This is a genomic window from Achromobacter pulmonis (assembly GCF_902859765.1).
In the GTDB taxonomy this organism is placed as follows: domain Bacteria; phylum Pseudomonadota; class Gammaproteobacteria; order Burkholderiales; family Burkholderiaceae_B; genus Achromobacter; species Achromobacter pulmonis.
Genome location: NZ_CADIJV010000030.1, coordinates 52,655 through 74,568 on the forward strand (window position 1 = coordinate 52,655; position 21,914 = coordinate 74,568).

Annotated in this window: 18 protein-coding genes; 10 read left to right on the plus strand and 8 right to left on the minus strand. The window is 69.7% G+C overall.

Annotated features, from left to right (window positions below; all coding sequences use genetic code 11):
* The first annotated feature begins 34 nt into the window (after positions 1-34).
* Both panC and HV701_RS26970 read left to right on the plus strand, forming a co-directional pair.
* On the plus strand, positions 35-889 hold the full coding sequence (gene panC, locus HV701_RS21270) for a pantoate--beta-alanine ligase (protein WP_175134994.1): 855 nt from the start codon (positions 35-37) through the stop codon (positions 887-889).
* A gap of 167 nt (positions 890-1,056) precedes the next feature.
* Complete coding sequence (locus HV701_RS26970) at positions 1,057-1,428, plus strand: response regulator transcription factor (protein WP_175134995.1); 372 nt, start codon at positions 1,057-1,059, stop codon at positions 1,426-1,428.
* 121 nt (positions 1,429-1,549) lie between these two features.
* Here the strand turns inward: HV701_RS26970 and HV701_RS21280 are convergent, their stop codons facing one another.
* A complete protein-coding gene (locus tag HV701_RS21280; RefSeq protein ID WP_175134996.1) occupies positions 1,550-2,305 on the minus strand; it encodes a copper resistance protein NlpE N-terminal domain-containing protein in 756 nt (251 codons plus the stop codon).
* A gap of 193 nt (positions 2,306-2,498) precedes the next feature.
* On the opposite strand from HV701_RS21280, the gene HV701_RS21285 reads away from it, so the two are divergent.
* The 8 genes from HV701_RS21285 to HV701_RS21320 all read left to right on the plus strand — a co-directional run bounded on the left by HV701_RS21285 (position 2,499) and on the right by HV701_RS21320 (position 15,302).
* Positions 2,499-3,353 (plus strand): prepilin peptidase, encoded by an 855-nt coding sequence (locus HV701_RS21285; RefSeq protein WP_175134997.1) that lies wholly within the window; start codon positions 2,499-2,501, stop codon positions 3,351-3,353.
* A gap of 75 nt (positions 3,354-3,428) precedes the next feature.
* On the plus strand, positions 3,429-4,076 hold the full coding sequence (coaE, locus tag HV701_RS21290) for a dephospho-CoA kinase (RefSeq protein ID WP_175134998.1): 648 nt from the start codon (positions 3,429-3,431) through the stop codon (positions 4,074-4,076).
* Positions 4,077-4,118: 42 nt separating this feature from the next.
* Positions 4,119-4,871 (plus strand): cell division protein ZapD, encoded by a 753-nt coding sequence (gene zapD / locus HV701_RS21295; protein ID WP_244957784.1) that lies wholly within the window; start codon positions 4,119-4,121, stop codon positions 4,869-4,871.
* Positions 4,872-5,090: 219 nt separating this feature from the next.
* Positions 5,091-6,359: an MdtA/MuxA family multidrug efflux RND transporter periplasmic adaptor subunit gene (locus tag HV701_RS21300; RefSeq protein ID WP_175134999.1), complete on the plus strand. Its 1,269-nt coding sequence runs from the start codon at positions 5,091-5,093 to the stop codon at positions 6,357-6,359.
* Positions 6,360-6,374: 15 nt separating this feature from the next.
* Positions 6,375-9,473, plus strand: a complete 3,099-nt coding sequence (locus HV701_RS21305) for an MdtB/MuxB family multidrug efflux RND transporter permease subunit (protein ID WP_175135000.1) — start codon at positions 6,375-6,377, stop codon at positions 9,471-9,473.
* Complete coding sequence (locus HV701_RS21310) at positions 9,470-12,580, plus strand: multidrug efflux RND transporter permease subunit (RefSeq protein ID WP_175135001.1); 3,111 nt, start codon at positions 9,470-9,472, stop codon at positions 12,578-12,580. The genes HV701_RS21305 and HV701_RS21310 overlap by 4 nt, the downstream gene beginning before the upstream one ends.
* Positions 12,577-14,097 carry an efflux transporter outer membrane subunit gene (locus HV701_RS21315; RefSeq protein ID WP_254595224.1) on the plus strand — a complete coding sequence of 507 codons (1,521 nt, stop codon included), beginning with the start codon at positions 12,577-12,579 and terminating at the stop codon, positions 14,095-14,097. Before HV701_RS21310 ends, HV701_RS21315 begins: the two co-directional genes overlap by 4 nt.
* A 206-nt stretch (positions 14,098-14,303) precedes the next feature.
* On the plus strand, positions 14,304-15,302 hold the full coding sequence (locus HV701_RS21320; protein WP_175135002.1) for a Bug family tripartite tricarboxylate transporter substrate binding protein: 999 nt from the start codon (positions 14,304-14,306) through the stop codon (positions 15,300-15,302).
* 67 nt (positions 15,303-15,369) lie between these two features.
* On the opposite strand, the gene HV701_RS21325 is transcribed toward HV701_RS21320, so the two are convergent.
* From HV701_RS21325 to HV701_RS21355, 7 genes are all read right to left on the minus strand, one after another.
* On the minus strand, positions 15,370-16,623 hold the full coding sequence (locus HV701_RS21325; protein ID WP_175135003.1) for a D-amino acid dehydrogenase: 1,254 nt from the start codon (positions 16,621-16,623) through the stop codon (positions 15,370-15,372).
* 50 nt (positions 16,624-16,673) lie between these two features.
* Positions 16,674-18,173, minus strand: a complete 1,500-nt coding sequence (locus HV701_RS21330) for an N-acyl-D-amino-acid deacylase family protein (protein WP_175135004.1) — start codon at positions 18,171-18,173, stop codon at positions 16,674-16,676.
* Between the two features lie 7 nt (positions 18,174-18,180).
* On the minus strand, positions 18,181-18,846 hold the full coding sequence (locus HV701_RS21335) for a TetR/AcrR family transcriptional regulator (RefSeq protein ID WP_175135005.1): 666 nt from the start codon (positions 18,844-18,846) through the stop codon (positions 18,181-18,183).
* Complete coding sequence (locus HV701_RS21340) at positions 18,833-19,762, minus strand: DUF6963 family protein (protein ID WP_175135006.1); 930 nt, start codon at positions 19,760-19,762, stop codon at positions 18,833-18,835. The genes HV701_RS21335 and HV701_RS21340 overlap by 14 nt, the downstream gene beginning before the upstream one ends.
* Before the next feature lie 9 nt (positions 19,763-19,771).
* The gene (locus HV701_RS21345) at positions 19,772-20,671 is read right to left on the minus strand and encodes a carbohydrate ABC transporter permease (RefSeq protein ID WP_175135007.1); all 900 of its coding nucleotides are present in this window, start codon (positions 20,669-20,671) and stop codon (positions 19,772-19,774) included.
* Positions 20,661-21,605, minus strand: a complete 945-nt coding sequence (locus tag HV701_RS21350; protein WP_236755166.1) for a carbohydrate ABC transporter permease — start codon at positions 21,603-21,605, stop codon at positions 20,661-20,663. Before HV701_RS21350 ends, HV701_RS21345 begins: the two co-directional genes overlap by 11 nt.
* Positions 21,602-21,914, minus strand: a 313-nt coding sequence (locus HV701_RS21355; RefSeq protein ID WP_175135008.1) for a TOBE domain-containing protein, incomplete at its 5' end; no start/stop codon positions are given. The genes HV701_RS21355 and HV701_RS21350, both read right to left, overlap by 4 nt.

The following is a 21,914-nucleotide window of genomic DNA, read 5'->3' on the forward strand; positions in this document are numbered from 1 at the left end:
CCCCGGGCTGTGCGCCCAATCCCGGAGATTTCCCTTGAAAGTCGTCCACACCATCCAGGAATTGCGCGACCACCTGCGCGGCCAGAACCGCGTCTCGTTCGTGCCCACCATGGGCAACCTGCACGAAGGCCACCTGGCGCTGATGAAGCTGGCGCGCCAGCACGGCGATCCGGTGGTCGCCAGCATCTTCGTGAACCGCCTGCAATTCGGGCCGAACGAGGATTTCGACCAATACCCGCGCACCCTGGCCGCCGACATCGAGAAACTCGAGCGTGCGCGCGACGTCTATGTGCTGTTCGCGCCCAATGAGCGCGAGATGTACCCGGAACCGCAGAACTTTCGCGTGCAGCCGCCGGACGACCTGGGCGACATTCTCGAAGGCGAGTTCCGTCCGGGCTTCTTCGCCGGCGTCAGCACCGTGGTGCTCAAGCTGTTTTCCTGTGTCCAGCCGCGGGTGGCGGTGTTTGGCAAGAAGGATTACCAGCAGCTGATGGTGGTGCGCAACATGTGCCGCCAGTTCCAGCTGCCGGTGGAGGTGCTGGCGCACGAGACCGTGCGTGCCGACGACGGCCTGGCGCTGTCTTCGCGCAACCGCTACCTGAGCGATGCCGAGCGCGCCGAGGCGCCTGCCCTGTACGCCGCGCTGCGGCAGCTGGGTCAGCGCCTGGCGGCGGGCGAACGCGATGCCGCCGCGCTCGAAGCCGATGCCACCCGGCACCTGGCCGATCGCGGTTGGCAGGTCGATTACATCGCCCTGCGCCGCCAGCGCGACCTCAAGCGTCCGGAAGCCGCCGACCTGCTGGCCGGCGAACCCGTGGTGGTGCTGGCCGCCGCCAAGCTGGGCGCGACGCGTCTGATCGACAATCTGGAACTGTCCTACACGGCCTGATCCGGTCCGAGATTCATCCAGACCGGGGGCGCCCGCTCGCGTCGCCGGCCCGTGCGCGGCAGGAGCCGCGTTCACCGGCGCGCGGCTCCCCCTGACAAAATTGCCAGCTTACGCGGCCAGCCGCGGCGGGGCAGACTCTCTGCAACCTTTCATTGCAGAGTTGTTCCATGTACGTTCCCCATCCCGATCTGCCCGCCATCCTCTCCGTGTTGACGCCGCGCGAGCGCGAGATCGTCGATTACATCGTGGCAGGGCGTCCCAACAAGGTCATCGCCATCGACCTGGAGATCTCGCTGCGCACCGTCGAAGCCCATCGCGCCCGGATCTTCGCCAAGCTCGACGTGCGCAACGCCATGGCGCTGGCATGCCGGCTGTGCGGGCGCGGCCACTCCGGCGTGGCGCCAGCGGCGCCGACGATGTCCGGCTGCGCGCGGGCCGGGTCCGCGCCGGCCCGCTATGCGACCTCCCCTGACACGGTCGCCGTGGTGATCGCGGATCGCGCCACGGAGCTTGTAAAAAAAGGATTCTGGAGCAAGTAGGCGCTCACATCGGGCAGCGCTGGAGGCGCGCCGCGAAAGACACAGGGCCTGCCGACGCGTTGTCAGGCAGGCCCTGCGGTGGGTGCTGGCGGCTGGCGGATCGATCAGCGGCCGGCCAGGCTCAGGGGCACTGGGGCGCCTGGGCCTTGGCCAGTTCGTCGATCGGATCGAGATCCGGCTGGCGCGTCAGGTTGTAGTTCAGGTTGGGCGTCTTGCCACCGATGGAACGCACGCGCAGCACGTTGTTGGCGGCCACGACGAATTCGACCCGCACGTTGCCCCGGGCATCGAGCAGGATGACGCGCGGCGGATGTTCGTCGGTGGCATCCCAGCAGCCTTGTTCGACCACCGGCGCCGCCTTTTTCGGATCGTCTTCCAGGTAGGCGGTGCGGCCGCGCCAGCGGCCGTTGGGCGCCAGCGTCAGGGTCACGCGCTGCGCCGTGCATTGCATGGCGGGCGAGAAACACGGCAGAGTGCCCATGTAGGTCTGCGGCTGCGGCACCAGGCTGTTGGCGGCGGTGCTTTGCGAGGCGACCGGCGCTGGCGCGGGGGCGGCGGCATCGGCGCTGGCCCCTTCGGGCACGGCCTGGCCGTCCTCGGTGGTGGCGCCCTGGCTGGCGGCAGCCTGCGACGGGGTCTTCTTCTGGTCGGGCTTGAGCGCGATCTGCACCTGCGACGGCGCCCGCAGCACGGTGCGATAACCCGCGCCGGAACCCTGGTACTGGGCGTCGGTCACGGTGCTTTCGGCGGGGGGATCGTAATAGCCTTCGGTGCGTTGCTGGGCACAGCCCGCGGCACCCAGCGCCGTGCCCGCTAGCAGCAGCCCCAGGATGCCGAGTTTACGGGGGCGGGTAAGGAGGTGGACGCGCGCGGTCATGGCAACTGATCCGTAAATTGAGTCTGTCTCCGATTTTACGCACTTATGCGAAGATTCGATACGTTCACCCCAACCGTGAAAGGCGCCGGCGGCACTTTATGCACAAATTACGACACGGCTCCGGGCGGCCCGCCCGCGGGCGCGCCGTTCCCGCCGGATGGCGGACCCGCCGCGCCGCTTGGCCGGAGCGGCCATGACAACGCTCTGGCATGTCTTTCCCATACCCCTGGCGTGGTTCGTGGCGTTGGCCGCGCTGGCCGGCCTGGCGGTCGGCAGCTGGCTGACCCAGGTGACCCATCGCCTGCCGCGTCTCATGGAGCGCGAATGGCAGGCGCATTGCCAGGAGACGGCGGGCCCGGCGCGGCCGCCCGCCGATCCTGGCCTGTGGGCGCTGGCGGCGCATTGTCCGCATTGCGCCGCGCCCGTGACCGGGTGGCGCCGCTTGCCGTTGGCGGGGTGGCTGGCGCTGCGCGGCCGTTGCGCCGCCTGCCAGGCGCCGATCGGCTGGCGCTATCCCGCCATCGAAGGGTTCACCGCCGTGCTGTTCGCCGTCTGCGCCTGGCGCTTCGGCGCCACCCCCATCGCGCTGTGCGCCATGGGGCTGTCGGCGGCGCTGGTGGCGTTGGCCTGGATCGACTTGGAATCGACGCTGCTGCCCGATGCCATTACGTTGCCGCTGGCCTGGGCCGGCCTGCTGGTGAACCTGTTCGATGCCTTCACTCCCTTGCCGATGGCGGTGGTGGGCGCGGTCGCCGGCTATCTGTTCCTGTGGGTTATCTTTCATGCATTCCGCCTGCTGACCGGGCGTGAAGGCATGGGCTTTGGCGACTTCAAGCTGCTGGCGGCGCTGGGGGCCTGGTTCGGCGTCGGCGCGCTGCCCATGCTGCTGCTGGCCGCGTCGGTGGCGGGCGTGCTGGTGGGAGGCGCCCTGACGCTCAGCGGCCGGGTCCGCCGGGGCCAGGCGCTGCCATTCGGTCCGTACCTGGCGCTGGCCGGCCTGGCCGTGCTGCTGCTGGGGGGCGAGCAGGGCCTGGGGTGGTTGTTGTGAACGCGCGCATGGCCCGCGGCGGCACGCGCCGGATGGCGTAGCCGGGCGGGGCCGGGCCGCGAGCGAAGGACGAACATGTTCAAGATTGGTTTGACAGGCGGCATCGGCTCGGGCAAGTCGCGCGTGGCCGACATGCTGGGCGAATGGGGCGCGTCGGTGATCGACACCGATGAGATCGCGCGTGCGCTGACGGCGGCGGGCGGTGGCGCCATGGACGCCATCGAGCGCGAGTTCGGCCCGGACGCATTGACGCCGGCCGGCGCGCTCGATCGCGACTGGATGCGCGAGCGCGCCTTTGCCGACGCCCAGGTCCGCCTGCGCCTGGAGGCCATCCTGCATCCGGCCATCGGCCTGGAGACCGAGCGCCAGGCCGAGGCCGCGCGCGGCGCCTACCTGGTATTCGTGGTGCCGCTGCTGGTGGAGTCGATCGCGCGCTGGCGCGATCGTGTCGATCGCATCTGTGTGGTGGACTGCGATCCGGACACGCAGGTGGCGCGCGTGCGGGCGCGCAGCGGGCTGACGGACTCAGCCATCCGGCGTATCATGGCGGCACAGGCTGCGCGGGCCAGCCGGCTCGAAGTCGCGGACGACGTCATCGACAATGGCGGCGCGACCTCGCCGGCGCATTTGCGCGCGCAGGCAAAGATCCTGCACGACCGCTGGCTTGCACTGGCGGCCTCGACGGGCCGGCAAGCCCCGGGCTTGGCCGGCACTCCCGAATAATCCCGGCCCGCGGGCCGGCTTCCGATGGGCCTGATTACAAGCGTGATTGTTTTCGAATATCCCTTCAATGAGCGCATTCGCGCTTACCTGCGGCTCGAATACCTGTTCGACAGGCTGTTCTTCTTTGCCCGCGAGGGGGATTCACGCCTGCACCAGGTCGCCGTCACCTCGTTGTTCGACCTGCTCGACGTGTGCGAGCGCACCGACGTCAAGGGCGCGGTGCTGCAGGACCTCGAACGCCAGCGCGTGGCGCTGGTGGGCCTGCGCGATCACCCCGGGGTGGCGCAGGACGCGCTCGAAGGCATGCTGCGCGAGCTGGAGAAAGTCTCGGCGTCGCTCGCCGCGCCCGGCAAGACCGGCCAGTCGTTGCGGGAAAACGAATGGCTCACCAGCCTGCGTGGCCGGCTGGCGGTGCCCGGCGGCGCCACCCAGGTCGACATGCCCTCGTACTATGCCTGGCAGCAAAAGCCCGAGGCCGCGCGTTGCGCCGACCTGCAGGCCTGGCTGGCTCCCTTCGCTCCGCTGTTCGAGGGCCTGACCATGGCGCTGCGCCTGTTGCGCGAGTCCGGCCGCAAGACCGACATCGTGGCCGAGCAGGGCGCCTACCAGCAGATGCTGGGCGGCAAGCAGTACCAGTTGCTGCGGGTGTGGGTGGACTCGGCCCAGGGCGTGTTTCCCGAGATCAGCGCCAACAAGTACATGATCTGGATCCGCTTCTCGACCCAGGACGGCGAGTTCAAACCCCAGCAGGTGGCCCGCAGCATCCCGTTCCAGATGACGCTCTGCAATTCCTGAGGCGGCATACGGGCAACCGGCATACGGGCAGCCCGCATCCGGGCTTGCCTCGCTCCGGCGAGCGGCAGCACGCGTAGCCCGCCGCCCGGACGCCGTGTCCGGCGTCGATCCCGCCCCGATTCCTGTTGCGGCCTATTTCAGCGGCAACGGGCAATCACGGAAATGTCGGCCGCCTGGGTCACAATACGGTTTTCTCCGTCTGTGCCGGAACCGTATCCCATGTCCGATAGCCGTCCCGTTTCATCGCCTTCCCGCTGGACCCGCCGCAGAATCATCGGGCTGGCGGTGCTGTTGCTGGTGGTTGCCGGTATTGCCTGGCTGGCGCTGCGGCCGGCGGCCAAGCCGGGCGGCGGGCGGCCGGGCGCGGGCGGGCGGCCCAACATGGCCGCGGCGATGGCCAATATGGCCGTGCCGGTGCGGGTGGCCAGCGCCGTCACGCAGGACATCGACATCTTCCTCAAGTCCCTGGGCACCGTTACGGCCTACAACACCGTCACCGTGCGTAGCCGCGTCAGCGGCGAACTGGTCGACGTGGCCTTCCAGGAAGGCCAGCGGGTCAAGGCCGGCGATCTGCTGGCCCAGGTCGACCCGCGCGCCTTCCAGGTGGCGCTGGACCAGGCCCGCGGCACGCAGATGCAGAACCTGGCGCTGCTCGAAAACGCGCGCCGCGATCTGCAGCGCTACCAGGCCCTGTTCAAGCAGGACTCCATCGCCAAGCAGCAGGTCGACACCCAGGCCGCGCTGGTGCGCCAGTACGAAGGCACCATCAAGAGCGACCAGGCCAATGTCGACAATGCCCGGCTGCAGCTGGACTACGCCCGCATCACCGCGCCGATCAGCGGCCGGCTCGGCCTGCGCCTGGTCGACCGCGGCAACCTGGTGTCCAGCTCGGACACCAATGGCCTGGTGGTGATCACGCAGACCCAGCCGATCTCGGTGGTGTTCACGCTGCCCGAGACGCAGTTGCCGGAAGTGCGCGCCGAACTGGCCCAGGGCAAGACCCTGGCGGTGCAAGCCTATGATCGCGCCGACACCCACCGCATCGCGTCCGGCACGCTGGAGACGCTGGACAACCAGATCGACGTTGCCACCGGCACCCTCAAGCTCAAGGCCAGGTTCGACAACCAGGACGACGCGCTGTTTCCCAACCAGTTCGTCAACGTGCGTCTGCACGTGTTGACACGCAAGGGCGTGACCGCGATTCCGACGGCGGCGGTGCAGCAGGGGTCGGCCGGCGCCTTCGTGTTCCTGGTGCAGCCGGACAATACCGTGCAGGTCAGGCAGGTCAAGCTGGGCGCCATCAACAACGGCATGGTGGCCGTCAACGAAGGCCTGCAGCCGGGCGATCGCGTCGTCACCGAGGGCACCGACCGCCTGCGCGCTGGCGCCAAGGTCGAGATCGTGGGTGGCGACAAGGTGATTCCCGCCGCCAAGGACAAGTCGCTGGGCGGGGGCGCGCCGGCGGGCACCACGCCCGCCACGCGCTGACCCGGAGGCCGCGCCGTGAGCCCGTCGCGCCTGTTCATTCTGCGGCCGGTGGCCACCACGCTGTCGATGGTGGCCATCCTGATCGCCGGCTTCATCGCCTACCGTCTGCTGCCGGTCGCGGCCCTGCCCGAAGTCGACTACCCCACCATCCAGGTGACCACGCTGTACCCGGGCGCGAGTCCCGATGTGATGACGTCGCTGGTGACCTCGCCGCTGGAGCGGCAGTTCGGCCAGATGCCGGGCCTGAACCAGATGTCGTCGACCAGTTCGGGCGGCGCCTCGGTCATCACCATGCAGTTCAACCTGACGCTGCCGCTGGACGTGGCCGAGCAGCAGGTGCAGGCCGCCATCAACGCGGCGTCCAACCTGCTGCCCAGCGACCTGCCGGTGCCGCCGACCTATAACAAGGTCAACCCGGCCGACGCGGCGGTGCTGACGTTGGCGATCACCTCGCCGACCATGCCGCTGCCGCAGGTGCGCGACCTGGTGGACACGCGGGTGGCGCAGAAGCTGTCGCAGATTCCGGGCGTGGGCCTGGTGAGCGTGGCGGGCGGGCAGCGCCCGGCCGTGCGCGTGCAGGTCAATCCGCAGGCGCTGGCGGCCAATGGCCTGGGGCTGGCCGACCTGCGCACCGCCGTGGTGGGCGCCAACGTCAACCAGCCCAAGGGCAACCTGGATGGGCCGCTGCGCTCGACCACCGTCAACGCCAACGACCAGCTCAAGACGCCGACCGACTACAACAACCTGATCATCGCCTACAAGAACAACGCGCCCCTGCGCCTGTCGGATGTGGCGCGCGCGGTCGAGGGCGCCGAGGACACGCGCCAGGCCGCCTGGGCCGGCGACAAACCGGCCATCCTGCTCAACATCCAGCGCCAGCCTGGCGCCAACGTCATCGACGTGGTCAACCGCATCCAGGCGCTGCTGCCGCAACTGCGCGCCGCGCTGCCGGCCACGCTGGACGTGACGGTGGTGTCGGATCGCACCCAGACCATCCGCGACTCGGTGGCCGACGTGCAGTTCGAGATGCTGCTGGCGGTGGCGCTGGTGGTGATGGTGACCTTTGTGTTCCTGCGCAGCCTGACCGCGACGCTGATTCCCAGCGTGGTGGTGCCGCTGTCGCTGGTGGGCACCTTCGGCATCATGTACCTGGCGGGCTTTTCCATCAACAACCTGACGCTGATGGCGCTGACCATCGCCACCGGTTTCGTGGTGGACGACGCCATCGTCATGATCGAGAACATCGCCCGCCACATCGAAGAGGGCGAGACGCCGCTGCAGGCCGCGCTCAAGGGCGCGCAGCAGATCGGCTTCACGCTGATCTCGTTAACCTTCTCGTTGATCGCGGTGCTGATTCCGCTGCTGTTCATGACCGAGGTGGTGGGGCGGCTGTTCCGCGAGTTCGCCATCACGCTGGCGGTGTCGATCCTGATATCGCTGGTGGTGTCGCTGACACTGACACCGATGATGTGCGCGCGCCTGCTGCGCGCCGAATCCGAACAGAAGCATGGCCGCTTCCATCAGGTCACCGGCGCCTTCATCGACCGCACCATCGCCGCCTACGACCGCATGCTGCAGAAGGTGCTGCGGCACCAGCCGCTGACCCTGCTGGTGGCGCTGGCCACCTTCGCGCTGACCGTGCTGCTGTACATCCTGGTTCCCAAGGGCTTTTTCCCGCAGCAGGACACCGGGTTGATCCAGGCCATCACGCAGGCGCCGCAATCGATCTCATTCACCGCCATGGCCGAGCGCCAGCAGGCGGCGGCGCGCTTGGCGCTGGAGGATCCCGATGTGCAGGCGGTGTCGTCGTTCATCGGCGTGGATGGCAGCAACGCCACGCTCAGCGCCGGCCGCATGCAGATCGCGCTCAAGCCGCAGTCCGAGCGCAGCGGTGACCTGCGCGCCGTCATGGCGCGGCTGCAGGAAGCCTTTGGCAAGCAGGATGGCCTGACCGTCTACATGCAGCCGGTGCAGGACCTGACCATCGAGGACCGGGTCAGCCGCACGCAATACCAGATGACGCTGTCCAATCCGGACCTGAAGGTGCTGAGCGAATGGACCCCCAAGCTGATCGAGCGGCTGCGCCAGGTGCCGGGCCTGACGGACGTGACCGATGACCTGCAGGATGACGGCTTGCAGACCTGGGTCGAGATCGACCGCGACGCCGCCTCGCGCCTGGGAATTACGGCGTCGGTGGTGGACGAGGCGCTGTACGACGCCTTCGGCCAGCGCCTGATATCCACCATCTTCACCCAGTCCAACCAGTACCGCGTGGTGCTGGAGGTGCAGCCGCAGTTCCAGATGAACCCGGCCTCGCTGGGCCAGATCCACGTGCCGACCTCCTCCGGCGCGCAAGTGCCGTTGTCGTCCATCGCCCGCATCACCGAGGGCAAGACGGTGCTGGCGGTGAACCGGCTGGACCAATTCCCGATGGTCACGGTGTCGTTCAACCTGGCGCGCGGCGCCTCGCTGTCCGACGCGGTCGAGGCGATCACCGCGGCCGAGGCCGGGATCGGCCTGCCGGCCGGCATCGAGACACGTTTCCAAGGGGCGGCGCTGGCGTTCCAGAATTCGCTGTCGAGCACGCTGTGGCTGATCCTGGCGGCCATCGTCACCATGTACATCGTGCTGGGCGTGCTGTACGAAAGCTACATCCACCCCATCACCATCCTCTCGACGCTGCCGTCGGCCGGGGTCGGCGCGCTGCTGGCGCTGCTGATCAGCGGCACCGAGCTGGACATGATCGGCATCATCGGCATCATCCTGCTGATCGGCATCGTCAAGAAAAACGCCATCATGATGATCGACTTCGCGCTCGACGCCGAGCGCAAGCGCGGGCTGTCGCCGCGCGCCGCGATCCATGAGGCGGCGCTGCTGCGCTTCCGGCCGATCCTGATGACCACGCTGGCCGCGTTGTTCGGCGCACTGCCGCTGATGCTGTCGACCGGCACCGGCGCCGAGCTGCGCCAGCCGCTCGGCCTGGTGATGGTCGGCGGCCTGCTGCTGAGCCAGGTGCTGACGCTGTTCACCACGCCGGTGATCTACCTGATGTTCGACCGCCTGTCGCGGCGCTGGCGCGGCCTGCGCGAAGCGCCTGCCGGAGACGCGCCGTGATCCTGTCGGCGCCCTTCATCGTGCGGCCGGTGGCGACCACGCTGCTGTCGCTGGCGGTCGTGCTGGCGGGCATGCTGTCGTTCTTCCTGCTGCCGGTGGCGCCGCTGCCGCAGATGGACATTCCCACCATCTCGGTGTCGGCCAGCCTGCCGGGCGCCAGCCCCGAGACCATGGCCTCCAGCGTCGCCACGCCGCTGGAGCGCTCGCTGGGCAGCATCGCCGGCGTGACCGAGATGACGTCCAGCAGCACGCAGGGTTCGACCCGCGTGACCTTGCAATTCGATCTGTCGCGCGACATCAACGGCGCTGCCCGCGACGTGCAGGCGGCCATCAACGCGGCGCGCTCGCTGCTGCCGACCAGCCTGCGCAGCAACCCTACGTATCACAAGTTCAACCCGTCGGACGCGCCCATCATGACGCTGGCGATGACGTCCGATACCCTGAGCCAGGGGCAGATGTACGACCTGGCCTCGACCATCGTGGCGCAGAAGCTGTCGCAGGTGAATGGGGTGGGCGAGGTCACGGTGGGCGGCAGTTCGCTGCCGGCGGTGCGCGTGACCGTGCTGCCGGGCGCGCTGGCCAATCGCGGCGTGTCGCTGGACGAAGTGCGCACCGCGCTGGCCAATGCCAACGCCAACCGGCCCAAGGGGGTGCTGGAGAACGACCGCTACCACTGGCAGATCATGGTCAACGACCAGCTCAGCCGCGCCGAGCAGTACCGGCCGCTGATCGTGGCCTGGCGCGACGGCGCGCCGGTGCGGGTGGCGGACGTAGCCAAGGTCGAGGATTCGGTCGAGGATCTGTACCAGACCGGTTTCTTCAATCAGCGCAATGCGATCCTGATGATCGTGCGGCGCCAGGCCGACGCCAACATCATCGAGACCGTGGACGCGGTGCGCGCCCAGTTGCCGACGCTGCTGGCGCTGATGCCGGCCGACGTGCAGCTGACCGTGGCGCAGGACCGCACGCCCAGCATCCGCGCTTCGCTGCACGAGGCCGAGTTGACGCTGATCATCTCGGTGGGCCTGGTGGTGCTGGTGGTGCTGCTGTTCCTGCGGCGCTGGCGCGCGGCCATCATTCCCAGCATCGCGGTGCCGGTATCTCTGATCGGCACCTTCTGCGTCATGTATCTGTGCGGCTTCACGCTCAATACCATTTCGCTGATGGCGCTGATCGTGGCCACCGGCTTCGTGGTGGATGACGCCATCGTGGTGCTGGAGAACATCATGCGCCACGTCGAGAACGGCATGTCGCCGATGCGGGCGGCGCTGCGCGGCTCGCGCGAGGTGGGCTTCACGGTGCTGTCGATGAGCCTGTCGCTGGTGGCGGTGTTCATTCCGATCCTGCTGATGGGCGGATTGGCGGGGCGCCTGTTCCGCGAGTTCGCGGTGACGCTGTCGGCGTCCATCATGGTGTCGCTGGTGGTGTCGCTGACGCTGACGCCGATGATGTGCGCGCGCCTGCTCAAGGCCGAACCCCACCAGCCCAAGCCGCCCGGCCGCCTGGCGCGCTGGGCCGAGAGCGGCTTCGACTGGATGCAGGACGGCTACCGCCGCAGCCTGGCCTGGGCGCTGGCGCACAGCCGCCTGATGATGCTGGTGCTGGCGGCGGCGGTGGGGTTGAACCTGTACCTGTACACCGTGGTGCCCAAGGGCTTCTTTCCGCAACAGGATACCGGCCAATTGCTGGGCTTCTTCCGGGTCGACCAGGGCACCTCGTTCCAGGCCACGGTGCCCAAGCTGGAAGCCCTGCGCAAGGTGGTGCTGGCCGATCCGGCGGTGCAGAGCATGACCGGCTACGCCGGCGGCCGTGGCGGCAGCAACAGCAGCTTCATGCAGATCCAGCTCAAGCCGCTGGCGCAGCGCAAGGTATCGGCCGAAGCTGTCATCAACCGCCTGCGGGCGCGATTGCAGAACATGCCGGGCGCGCGCATGTTCCTGGTGGCGCAGCAGGACATCCGCGTCGGCGGCCGCCAGAGCCAGGGGTCGTACGACTACACGTTGATGTCTGGCGACCTGCAACTGTTGCGCACCTGGATGCCCAAGGTGCAGCAGGCCATGGCCAAGGTGCCCGAGATCACCGACGTCGACACCGATGTCGAGGACAAGGGCCGCGAGATCAACCTGGTGATCGATCGCGATGCCGCGACCCGGCTGGGCGTGAGCATGTCGACCATTTCCGCCGTGCTCAACAATTCCTTCAGCCAGCGCCAGGTATCGGTGATGTACGGGCCGCTGAACCAGTACCACGTGGTGCTGGGGGTGGACCCGAAGTTCGCCCAGGATATCGAGTCGCTCAAGCAGGTCGAGGTCATCACGGCGAGCGGCGAGCGCGTGCCGATGGCCGCGTTCGCCCGCTTCGAGAACGCCAACGCGCCGCTCAGCGTGCAGCACCAGGGGCTGTTCGTCGCGGACACGGTGTCGTTCAGCCTGGCGCCGGGCGTGTCGCTGGGCCAGGCCACCGCCGCCATTGACGCCGCGGTGGCGCGTATCGGGCTGCCTTCGGACCAGATCCAGGCCGGCTTCCAGGGCACGGCGGCGGTGCTGCAGCAAACGCTGTCGCAGCAGCCGTGGCTGATCCTGGCGGCGCTGGTCACCATGTACATCGTGCTGGGCATCCTGTACGAGAGCTTCGTGCATCCGCTGACGATCCTGTCGACCCTGCCGTCGGCCGGGCTGGGCGCGCTGCTGGCGCTGCTGCTGGTGCGCACCGACTTCACGCTGATCGCGCTGATCGGGGTGTTCCTGCTGATCGGCATCGTCAAGAAAAATGCCATCATGATGGTGGACTTCGCGCTCGAGGCCGAGCGTAACCAGCACATGGCGCCCAGGGAGGCGATCTTCCAGGCCTGCCTGACGCGCTTCAGGCCGATCATGATGACGACCATGGCCGCCATCTTCGGCGCGCTGCCGTTGGTCCTGGCGTCCGGCGCCGGCGTCGAGATGCGCCAGCCGCTGGGCATTACCATCGTGGGCGGACTGGTGTTGAGCCAGATCCTGACGCTGTACACCACCCCGGTGGTCTATCTCTACCTTGACCGTTTCCGTCTCTGGGCCGCGCGCGGGCGCACCCGGCGCGGCGGCGCCGCTTCGATAGAACAACCATGATCCGCAACGCCAAGTCTCCTGCTTTCGCCTTCCTGCCGCGCGCCGGCCTCACGCTGGCGTTGTGCGCGGCGCTGGCCGCCTGCGCCGTCGGTCCCGACTACCAGCGGCCGGCGCTGGACCTGGGCAACGCCTACAAAGAAGGGCAAGGCGAAGTGCCGGGCTGGAAGCGGGCCGAGCCGCGCGATGTCGCCGACCGCGGCCAATGGTGGCGCGTCTACGACGATGCCACGCTCGACGGCCTGGTGGACCGGCTCAATGCCTCCAACCAGACCATCGCCCAGGCCGAGGCCAACTACCGCCAGGCGCTCGGCCTGGTGCGCGGCGCGCGCGCCGGCTTCTTCCCCACGGTGGGGGCGGGCGCGGGCCTGACCCGCTCCGGCAGCGGCGGGGGCAGCGGTGCGTCGTCCTCGTCGGCCGGCGGGGGCAACGTCGCCAATCAATATTCGCTGACCGGCAGCGTCAGCTGGGAGCTGGACGTGTGGGGCCGGGTGCGGCGCAGCGTCGAAGCCTCCGAGGCCAGCGCCGCCGCCAGCCTGGCGGACCTGGCCGCGACCCGCCTGAGTGCGCAGGCCGCGTTGGTGCAGGCCTATCTGCAGCTGCGCGTGCTGGACGAGCAGAAGCGCCTGCTGGACGCCACCGTCGCGGCCTACGAGAAGTCGCTGCAACTCACGCAGAACCGCTATAACGTCGGCGTGGCGGGGCAGGCGGACGTGGCCGTGGCGCGCACCCAACTCGAAAGCACGCGCGCGCAGTCGATCGACCTGGATTGGCAGCGCGGCCAGTACGAGCACGCCATCGCGGTGCTGATGGGACAGGCGCCGTCGCAGTTCAGCCTGCCGCCGGCGCCCTTCTCGGTGCAATTGCCGCAGATTCCGGTGGGGCTGCCGTCCGAGCTGCTGGAGCGCCGGCCTGACGTGGCCGCCGCCGAGCGCCGCGCGGCCGCCGCCAATGCGCAGATCGGCGTGGCGCAGGCCGCCTGGTTCCCGAGCCTGACGCTGTCGGCCGACGGCGGGTTCCGCAATGGCCAGTTCGCCGAGCTGCTGACCGCCCCGGCACGTTTCTGGTCGCTGGGGCCGGCGCTGGCGCTGACGCTTTTCGACGGCGGCGCGCGTCAGGCGCAGGTCGAGCAGGCGCGCGCATCCTATGACGCGCAGGCAGCGGCGTACCGCCAGGCGGCGCTGACCGGACTGCGCGAGGTCGAGGACTACCTGATCCAGTTGCGCGTGCTGGAGAACGAGCAGGCCGTGCAGCGCCGCGCCCTGGAGTCGGCGCGCGAATCGCTGCGGCTGATCCAGAACCAGTACAAGGCCGGCCTGGTGGACTACCTGAGCGTGGCCGTGGTGGATGCCACCGCGCTCAGTAATGAGCGCAGCGCGCTCAGCCTGTATGGCAACCGCCTGGTGGCCAGCGTCAATCTGATAGTCGCCCTGGGCGGCGGCTGGGACGGGCTGGCGCCGCAGGATGGCGCGGGCCAGACCGTGGCGCCAGCGGCCCCGCAACCGGCCAGCCGGCCCTAGGGATAACGCCCGATTCCTCTTTCTCCCGATTGACAAGCCGGGCCCCCGGGTTCCTAATGCGGGAAAAGTGACCGCATGGTCACGTCGGGCGCCAGCCCGCGACACGAAGGCCTGCCCACGGCAGCGCCGGCCGTGTCGAACCGCGAAGTACCGATGCACCCGATTCCGTTTGATCAATCGAACACTTCACACGAAGGGGAAAGAGGATGGGCAGGTTGTTTCGTGCAGGAACCGGCGCCGTGCGGGCGCTCGCGGGGGTGGCCGCGATAGCGGGCGCCATGATTGCCCCGGCCGCCGCGGCCACGTGGCCGGAGCGGCCCATCACCCTGATCGTGCCGTTCCCGCCGGGCGGCACCACCGATATCTTCGCGCGCACCATCGCCGAGCACATGCGGCCGGCGCTGGGCCAGTCCATCGTGGTCGAGAACAAGCCCGGCGCTGCCGGCAACCTGGGCGTGGCGGCGGCGGCGCGCGCCCGGCCGGACGGCTACACCATCGTGCTGGGCTCGATCGGCACGCAAAGCGTCAATCAGTTCCTGTACAGCAACATCGGCTTCGATCCCGCCACCGACCTGGTACCGCTGGGCATGATCGCGTCCACGCCCAACGTGATGGCGGTCGCGGCCGGTTCGCCGTGGCGCACGTTGCAGGATGTCGTGGCCGCGGTGAAGAAAGACCCGGGCAAGTACTCCTATGCCTCGCCGGGCATCGGGTCTTCAGTGCACCTGACGGGCGCCTATTTCGAATCGATGGCCGGCCTGCAGATGCTGCATGTGCCGTTCAAGGGCTCGTCGGCGGCGATACCGGCGGTGATCGGCGGGCAGGTCGACATTCTGATGGACAACCTGCCCAGTTCGATGGCCGCGCTCAAGGCCGGCGACCGTCTGCGCGGCATCGCGGTGACGTCGGCCGAGCGCAGTCCGGCCGCGCCCGACCTGCCGACCATGGCCGAAGCCGGCCTGCCCGGCTTCGAGGTCACGGCCTGGTCGGGCCTGTATGCGCCGCGTGGCACGCCGGCGCCGGTCGTCGAAAAACTGATCGCCGCCATGAAGCAGGCGCTGCAATCTCCCGCCTTGAAACAGTCGCTGGCGCAGGGCGGCGCCACGCCGGGCAACCTGTTCGGCGCCGACCTGGCGGCCTTCGAGGTGAAGGAACGCGACAAGTGGGGCAAGCTGATCCAGAGCCGCGCCATCAAGGCGGACTGAGGCCGGGACGGCGGCCGGGCGCGTTGCCGGCCGCGATCATGCGGAACGCGCCGCTGCCGGCGCGCCTTCAGGCCGCCAGGGCGAATGCGGCCGCCTCGACCGCTGGACGCTGGCCGCGCATCAGGTCGACCAGCATGCGCGCGCTGCCGGCGGCCAGCGTGAAGCCCAGGCCGCCGTGGCCGGCATTGAGCCACAGGTTGTGCCACGGGGTGGCGCCGATCAGCGGCTTGCCGTCGGGGCGCGCCGGTCGCAGGCCGGCCCAGGTCTGCGGCGCGCCGGCCGGATTCAGGCGCGGGAAGAAGCGCGCCACATCCGCTTCCAGGCTGCGTGTGCGGCGCGGATCGACGGCGCCGTCGGCGGCGCCGATATCGACCATGCCCGCCACCCGCAGGCGCTGCCCCAGCCGGGCATAGACCACCTTGCGGCCGATGTCGCTGATGCTCGAGGCGGGCGCGATGCTGTCGGGCGTCAGGGCGTAGGTCAGGCTGTAGCCCTTGAGCGGATAGATGCGCAGGTCCAGCCCGATGCGGCGCGCCAGCGCCTGGGCGCCGATGCCGCCGGCCAGCACGTAATGGTCGGCCTGCAGCTCGCCTTGCGGCGTGGCCAGCGCGACGATGCGGCCGCCTTCGGCGCGCAACGCCGTGACCGGGGTGTCGAAATGAAAATCCACCGCGCCGGGCGCGGCGCGCAGCAGGCGTTCGAGTTCGGTGCACAGCCTCAGGCAGTCTCCGGCGTCCTCGGTGGGCGTGTAGATGGCGCCGGCGATGCTGGCGCCGATGTCGGCCAGCGCCGGCTCCAGGTCGAGGCAGGCCTGTCGGTCCAGGGCGCGTTGCTCGCAGCCCAGCGTGGCCTGGTAGTCCCTCTGCGCCAGCGCGCGGCCGTAGGCGGCGGCGTCCTGGTACACCAGCAGCTTGCCGCGCGAGCTGAAATCGAAATCGGGCCGTTCGCGCTCGACGAGATCGTGCACGCATTGGCGGCTGTAGAGTCCCAGGGCCAGCAACTCGCGGGTGGTGGCGCGGCTGCGGCCATGGGTGCAGGCCTGCAGGAAATGCAGGCACCAGCGCCATTGCGCCGGGTCCAGCCGCGGCCGCCAGCGCAGCGGCGTGTCGCGGCCCAGCAGCCAGGCGGGCAACCTGGGCAGCACGGCGGGGTCGGCCAGCGGCGCGACGAAGCTGTAGCTGAGCTGGGCGCCGTTGGCCCGGCTGGTGGCCAGGCCGGGGCCGGGCCCGGCGTCGACCACGCTGACCCGATGGCCTTCGCGGTGCAGATAGTAGGCGGTGGCCATGCCGACCACGCCCGCGCCGATGACGATTGTGTGCATGATGCTCCGGGAACGGGGCGCCGCCCGCGAGCGGCGCCGGATGACGGGATTCAGGCGGCCCAGGCAGGCGTCTCGAAGCCGGGCGCGGCGCGGTCCGCGCCGCGCAACAGGCGGCCGGGGCGGGCGCCGGTGGGCGCCCCGCCGGCTTCCACCAGTTGGCCATTGACCAGCACGGCCTGGATGCCGGCGGACGGTTGCAGCGGCTCGGCGAAGGTGGCCATATCGGCCACCCTGGCCGGGTCGAACACCACCACGTCGGCATAGCTGCCGGCGCGCAGCACGCCGCGATCGCGCAGGCCGAACTGGGCCGCGGTCAGGCTGGTCATGCGGCGGATCGCCTCTTCCATGCCCAGCACCCGCATTTCGCGCACATAGCGTCCCAGCACCCGCGAAAACGCGCCCCACAGGCGCGGATGCGGCCGCTGGTCGTGCGGCAGGCCGTCGGAGCCGATCATCACGCTGCCGTGGCCGATGACGCGCTTGACGTCGTCTTCGTCCATCGAGAAATAGATGGCGCCGCCAGGCGACAGCTCCTCGGCCAGGCGCTGCGGGTCCTTGCCCTCGCGCGCCGCCAGTTCGCGCAGATCCACGCCCTGGATCTCGGGCCGCGCCTGCGACCAGGTAACGATGATCTTCTCGCCGGCCGGCACCCGGCGCGGTTCCAGGATGGTGGACGAGGCGGCGTAGGGGTAGACGTCCATGCCCAGCGGCTGGTCGGCGCGCACGCGGTCGAACAGCGCCAGCGTTTCGGCGGTGCGGCCGTGGTTGTGCTTGCCGGTGACCTTGTGGTGCGACAGGATCGCCGGCACGTCGGCGGCGCGGCCGATCAGGAAGGCTTCTTCCATGGCGTCGCAGACGTGGTCGGCCTCGTCGCGCAGGTGGGTGGTGTACAGGCCCTGCCAGGACGACAGCGGCTCGGCCACGCCGATCACTTCCTCGGTGCTGGCGTGCATGGCGGTGGGGTAGTACAGGCCGGTGGACAGGCCCGCGGCCCCGGCCGCCATGGCCTGGTCCAGCGCATGGCGCATGGCGGCGATCTCGCGCTTGTCGGCGGGCCGGTCCAGGCGCGCCATGGCCGACACCCGCAGGCTCGAATGCCCCACCAGGGCCAGGCTGTTGACGGCGGCCGGGCTGGCGTCGAGGGCGGCGGCGTAGTCCTGCATGCGGGCATACAGTTCGCCGGTGTGCTGCGCCAGCAGGTTCAGCGGCGGCGGCACGGCATCGCCGGGCGCGTGCACCGGCGCCAGGCTGATGCCGCAGTTGCCGGTGACCACGGTGGTGACGCCCTGGCTGACCTTGGGCCGCATCAGCGGCGAATTGAGCAGGGCGCGGTCGTCGTGGGTGTGGCAGTCGATGAAGCCCGGCGCCACCACCTGGCCGCTGGCGTCGATGCGGCGCGCCGCCCGCCAGCCCGAGCCGTCGCCGAGGGCGGCGATGCGTTCGCCGCGGATCGCCAGGTCGGCGCGGCGCGCCGGGCCGCCCAGGCCGTCGGCAATGCGGCCGCCGCTGATGATGAGGTCATATTCCTGCGGGTCGGGTTGCGCGGGCATGGGGCGGTCAGGTCTCGGTGTCGGCGGGCGGCCGCGGCTTCTTGCGGCGCGCCTCCAGGTTGGCCAGGGATTCTTGGTTGAGCGCAGCGGGAAAGCCGTGCTTGACCAGGTGTTCGAGCGCGCCGTTGATGCGGTCCCAGCCTTCCGGGGTGCGCAGCGGCACGCCCAGGAAGTGGCTTTCGGTCTTGGCGCGCAGCATCAGGTACAGCACGCCCGCCAGCATCACGCTGACCACGGCGGGCGTATCCATGTCGTCGGTCAGGCCGTCGACGCGGTCGATGAAACCGCGCGCGGCGCGCTCGCGGCGTTCGGCCAGCGGCGCGGACACCTCGTTGCGTTCGATCAGCTCCCAGCGGCGCACCTCGCGCAGCGTCTCGTTGCCAGCCAGCGCGTCGAGCTGCGCGCGCAGCATCGACAGCACCAGTTCGCCCGGGCTGCGCTGGCTGGATTCGCCGGCGGCCAGCAGGCCGGGGTTGCGGGTCCAGAAGTCCTGTTCCTGCATCCAGGCCAGCATCAGGCCGGGCATGCCGTCGAAGTAGCGGTAGATCAGCTCCTTGCTGACGCCGGCGCGCTTGGCGATGGCGTTGATACCCACGCCGCCCATGCCGGTTTCCTTGATCTGGTCTTCCAGCGCTTGCAGTATCTGGCGCTCGGTATTCTCACGTCGGGACATTGGCCGGTTCCTTCATGATGATGAGGGAGCGGGCGGGGTCCGGCAGACCGAACACCCGGCCGTCGGCCATATCCACAACGAGTTCGCTGACGGTATGGCCGATATGCCTGCCATCTTGCCAGACTTCGCTGCCCAGGTAGATGGCATTGGCGCGCCGCCGGGTCACCGGCAGCGATGGGTCGGCCTGTTCGATGGCGGTGACGCGCAGCCGGTCGTCCACCCGCACCCGGTCGCGCGGGCCGGCGGTGATGGCCACGGGAGCGCGCAGGCTCAGGGCGCGATAGGCGCCGACGCCGCCGGTCAGCACCTGCCAGGCCAGGTCGGCCATGGCCTCGGCCAGGGGCGGGCAGGGAAAGATCGAATTGTGCAGCAGCGCCAGCCGGCTGGCGCCGTCGTCGCGCCCGGCCTGGCCCTGGTCGGGCCGGCGCGCCACGCGGGCGCTGTTGCCGCAGGCCAGTTGGCCGGACGCGGACAATGCGATCAGGCCGGCATCGACTTCCGGATGCGCATGCAGCACCTCGGCCACGGCGACCTGCGCCGGCTCGCCCGCCGCCAGGCGCCGCAGCACTGCCTGATTGAGTGGCACGCCGTCGGCGCCGGGACGGTTGGGCAGGCGGTGGCCGGTCACCAGGCCGACGCCATCGGCGCCGGGCAGGAACTGCGCCAGCGGTTCGGGGCGGTCGGGGCCGCTTTCGATCAGCGCGGCATGGCGCGCCCGCAGCCAGGCCGGCGGCAGGTCCAGCGCGGTGACGCCGCCGCGCTGGCAGGCCGCATGATGAACCCGGCCTGCCTCGTCCAGCACCGCGAACACGGCGAAGCCGCCGATGGCGCCGTGGCCCAGCAGCTCGGCGCCCAGGGCGGCGGCGCGCACGGCCGCGCCGGCGTTGGATCCGTATGCGGCGATGCCGATGGTCATGCGTGCTTCCTAGTCCGTGTTGCTCGTCACGGGATCGACGATGTTCAGGTTGGTGATGAAGCGCTGGAACAGCATGGCCAGCGCCAGCGGCGGCAGGGCGGCCAGCATGCTGGCGGCGGCGAACAGCCCCAGGTCGGCGCGAAAGCCCGGCATCAGCGGCGACAGGCCCAGCAGCGCCGCGGACAGGGTCTGGGCCGAGGTGCCGCCGGTCAATACGATGGCGAACAGCAGGTCGTTCCAGCCCACCAGGAAGGCGATGATGAAGGCCGCCGCGATGCCCGGCAGCGCCATCGGCAGGGTCACGTGGCGCAGCATCTGCCAGCGGGTGCAGCCGTCCATGCGCGCAGCCCGTTCGATCTCGACCGGCAGCGAGGCGAAATAGCCCATCAGCACCCACGACAGCAGCGGGATCACGGCGGTCAGGTAGACGATCCACAGGCCGAACAGGCTGCCGGCCAGGCCGATGGCGGCGAAGAACACGTAGTACGGAATCAGCAGCGCGATGGGCGGCAGCGTGCGCGAGGCCAGCAGCACGTACAGCAGCGGCCCCTTGAACGGAAACTCGAAGCGCCCCAGCACATAGCCGGCCAATGTGGCGATGGCGGTGCCCGCGGCCGCGGCCGGCAGCGCCACCAGCGCGCTGTTGACGAACCCCGCCATGATGGCACGGGTCTGGCCGCCGAAGATGGAATCGGAACTGGACAGGCCCAGCACCCGCAGATAGTTGTCGAAGGTGTAGCCCCGAGCATGGTTCGCCACGCCCATGATGATGGCCGACTCGTCCATGAACGAGGCCTTCAGCGTCCAGTACAGCGGGAACAGGCACCAGAACGCCACCAGGGCCACGCCCGCGCCCACCAGCCAGGGGCGCCAGCCTTCGCCGGCCACACGGGCCGCGTCATTGCGCATGATGGCCTCCTTGCGTGCGCTTCTTGCGGATCAGCATGAAGTAGGCGGTGGCCAGCAACAGCGACAGCACCGTCAGCAGGAATGCCGCGGCCGAGGCCAGCCCGTACTTCGAGAACTCGAAGTTGTAGCGGAAGATCAGCAGCGGCAGGATCTGCGTGGACGTGCCGGGCCCGCCGCGCGTCAGCGAGAACAGCAGGTCGAATTGGCGTACCGCCTCCACCGTCATCACCACCAGCACGATCAGCGTGGTGTGCTTCAGGTGCGGCAGGGTGATGTGGCGAAAGCGCGCCAGCGGGCCGGCGCCGTCCACCCGCGCCGCGCGGTACAGATCGCGCGGAATGGTCTGCAGCGCCGCCAGGTAGAAGAAGCTGCCCAGCGGCGCGATGTGCCAGACGAAGGCCAGCGCCACCCAGAACAGGGCCCAGTCGCTGTTCAGCCACACCGTGCCCGGACCGGCCAGCCCGAGCGGCGCCAGCAGACCGGTGAGCGCGCCGAAGCTGGGATTGAGCAGGAACGAGAACACCGTCGCCGTCACCACCTGCGACATGGCCCACGGCAGCAGCGCCAGGCCACGCACCAGGCCGCGCAGCGGCATGTCCTCGTTCAGCACCAGGGCGATGCCCAAGGCCGCCACGAACGAGCCGGCCACGCACATCGCGACGAAGCCCAGGCTGCGCCAGATGGCATCGGTGACGGCGCTGTCGGACAGCACTTCGCCATACAGGTCGGCGCCGACGAACTCATGGGTCCGCAGGATGGCGTTGGTGTCGTGCAGGCTGAGCCAGAACGAATAGCCCAGCGGCACGCCGATGATGAGGGTGTTGAGCGCGTACACCGCGATGATCACCGTGAGCGCGAAGCCCAGGTCCGACATCTCCTTGCCGCCGCGGGCGGGCAGCGGCACGGACGCGCGCGGCAGGCTGGCGGCGCTCATGCGCGCGGCTCCTCGCCGCCATGGACCCGCAGGCCGGCGGCGTCGAACAGGTACAGGCGGGCCGCCGGCAACGCCAGCGCGATCGGTGCGCCGACCTCGTAGCGCCGTTCCGGCGACAACCTGGCGCGCAGCCGCGGGCCGTCCTCGCCGGCGGTGGTGATGTCGATGAACTGGTCCGAACCCACCGGCTCGACTGCCCACACCCGGCCCTGCAGCAGCAGGCCGTCGCCGGCCAGCGGCGCCGGCGCCATGGCCTCGGGGCGGATGCCCAGGGCGGCCTGGCTGCCGGCCGGCAGCCGGCGCGCGGCG